This is a genomic window from Streptomyces sp. NPDC006265 (genome assembly GCF_040613555.1).
Lineage (GTDB): Bacteria > Actinomycetota > Actinomycetes > Streptomycetales > Streptomycetaceae > Streptomyces.
In genome coordinates, this window is sequence record NZ_JBEXSH010001027.1 from 1 (window position 1) to 2,908 (window position 2,908).

General features: G+C 72.4%; 2 protein-coding genes. Both read right to left on the bottom strand.

Annotated elements, in window-relative coordinates; all coding sequences use genetic code 11:
• Positions 1–1,178 (bottom strand): CocE/NonD family hydrolase (locus ABZ281_RS44595; RefSeq protein ID WP_356664012.1); only part of this gene is annotated, 1,178 nt, incomplete at its 3' end.
• A gap of 8 nt (positions 1,179–1,186) precedes the next feature.
• The coding region (locus ABZ281_RS44600) for an amino acid adenylation domain-containing protein (RefSeq protein ID WP_356664014.1) at positions 1,187–2,908 on the bottom strand (1,722 nt) is incomplete at its 5' end.

Here is a 2,908-nt window from a genome sequence, read left to right on the forward strand (position 1 = left end):
GGCGGCGGCCACCGGCTCGCGGTGCGCCACTCGGTGCCGGGCGGTGCGCTCATGGTGAAGTACCGGACGGGCCGTTCGTCGGTGACCCCGTTGTCGATGCCCTTGAGCCAGTGGTCGTACCAGCGCAGGTGTTCACGGGCGATGTCCTCGTCCGACCACTTGTTGTGACTCCAAGGGCCGATCACCAAGCGCTGGGGGTTGGTCAGGTTGCGGTACCAGAGCGTCGTGTCGCGCACCCAGATGTCGTACCAGCCGGTCAGGTGACACACGGGGACGCCGGAGGCGCTGATGTCCGCGAGTGCGGCGGCCGGGTTGATGTGCTCGTACAGGGCGAGGCCGCTCGCCCGGTCCGTGCTGTCCCGGAACTCCAGCGCCGCGGCCTGCTCGAACACCCGGGCGTTGAGGCGGTGTTCGGCCACGAGCCCGTCGATGTCCGGCTCCCCCGCAGCGGCGACGCCCGCCTCCGTGTCGAGCCTGCGGACGGTCTCGCCCCAGTTGCGGGCGAAGTCGTCCCGGAAGACCCCGCCGGGGCGCAGGAACGCGTAGAGGTCGAACATCGCCATCTGCGGGACGATCGCCGCCAGGTGCGGGGGTGCCGTACCGGCGGCGAGCAGCTGGCTGATCCCCGAGTACGACATGCCGAACATGCCGACGCGCCCGGTGGACCAGGGCTGCTCCGCCAGCCATTCGGTCACCGTGTGGGCGTCCCGGGCCTCCTGAGGGTCGAACTCGACGGGACGGGTGCCCTCCGACGCGCCGCCGCCCCGGACATCGACCACGCCGACCACGTAGCCATGCCGGAGGAGCTCCCTGAGCCAGGGCTGGCTGTCCAGCTTGGTCAGCACTCCTCCGCTGACATGCTCGGCCCGGCGGTAACGCTCGTGGCACCAGACGACCGGCAGGGGTTCCTCGGTCACCACGCCCTCACGTTTGGGGCGGTACAGGTCGGCGGCCAGGCCCACGCCGTCGGTCATGGCGATCCGCACGGTGCTGCGCTCGGCCAGGTCGACTTCGGCGAGGAAGGCCACGATCTCCGCCCTGCGCGCGACGAGCCTCTCGCGCAGGGCGGGGGTCATCGCGCCGGCCGGGGCGTCGAACCGCAGCTTTCCGTGCTCGGCCCACAGGGCGATGCCCTGCGCGCGCAGGGACAGCAGCAGGTCGACGACGCTTTCGGACACGTGTGGGGTCACAGCTCACCCAGCTCGCGCGCGCCGGTCGTTTCGACGGAGGTCTCCCGAGACGCGAGGGTCCAGCGCAGTGTGTCGATCCGGGCGGCGAGTCCCGCGACGGTCGGAGTGTCCACGACGGCGCGCACCGGGATCTCCAGGTCCTGGGATGCACGCAGCCGTTCCACGACGGACAGCAGGGTGAGCGAGTCTCCGCCCAGTTCGAAGAAGGTGGTGTTCACGTCGACCACGTCGCGCTTCAGCACCTCGCTCCACACGGCGGCGACGGCGAGCTCCGTCTCGGTGCTCGGCGGGACCACCACGACCTCGGCCGGGGGCTGGTCGGTGGGCCGGGGCAGCCGAGCCCGGTCCACCTTGCCGGTGGCCGAGGTCGGCATCGTGTCGAGCCGGACGAAGACGGCGGGCTGCATGACCGCGAGCAGCTTGGGCGCCAGGTACGAGCGCAGCTCCGGATCGTCCGGGCCGCCCTGCGGGGCCGGTACGAGATAGGCGACGAGCCGCTCGCCGGGCTCCAGGACCACCACCGCGTTCGCCACGCCGGGGTGGCCGCGCAGCACGGACTCGATCTCCTCCAGCTCGACCCGTACGCCGCGGATCTTGACCTGGTGGTCGGTGCGGCCGAGGAACTCCATCTCGCCGCCCGGCAGCCAGCGCACCGTGTCGCCCGTCCGGTAGAGGCGGCGACCGGGCCTCGCGGGGTCCGGGGCGAAGCGCTCGGCGGTCAGGCCGGGACGGTTGCGGTAGCCGCGGGCCACGCCGTCCCCGCCGACCAGCAGCTCGCCGGGGACACCGATCGGCTGCTGGTTTCCCCAGCGGTCCACGACGGCGCAGGAGGCGTTGGAGACGAGCTCTCCGAGCGGCATCGAGGCGCGGTCCTCCGCGGCCTGGCCCATGCGCCCGGCGAGCGCCACACCGGCGGTCTCCGTGGGGCCGTACTCGTTCCAGACGAGGCACTCGGGCGACACGACCTCGCGGATGCGGGCGACCAGGTCTCCGCTCAGGTTCTCGCCGCCCAGGGAGACGTGCCGCAGGGTCGGCAGTGGGGCGCCCACGCCGGTGACCGCCCGCATCTGGGTGGGCGTGAGGTACAGCATGTGAATGTCGTGCTCGTTCACGAACCGGGCCGTGGCCTCGGGGTCCGCGCGCACGTCCAGCGGCAGCATGACCAGGCAGGCCCCGCTCGTCAGCGCGTGGAACATCTGCTCCACGGACCAGTCGAAGTGGTACGCGAGGTTGTGCACGACCCGGGTGCCCTCGCCGATGGGCCGGATGTCTTGCGCCCACCGCATCCAGGGGGTCACGGCCGTGTGGGGCAGTCCGACGCCCTTGGGCCTGCCCGTCGTCCCGGAGGTGTACATGAGGTACACGAGCTGTGCCGGGTCTACGGCCGGGTCGGGGCGCCGCGCGCCCGGTGCGGCGCCCTCGTCCCCGACGGGTCCCGCCGTCTCCGCGTGCACCACGTCCACGCCGTCGAGCGCCATGCCGGGCAGCTGGGCGTGCAGCTCGGCAGTGGTCACCAGTACGCGCAGCCCGCTGTCCTCGACCAGGTGGGTCATGCGGTCCACGGGGGCGAGCGGGTCGATCGGCACGTAGGCCGCCCCCGCCTTGAGGATGCCGAGGATGCCGGCCAGGAGGTCCACCGAGGGTTCCGCGCAGAGCCCCACAAGGTGGTCCGTGGAGACGCCGCGCACCAAGAGCGCGGCCGCCAGCTGGCTCATGGT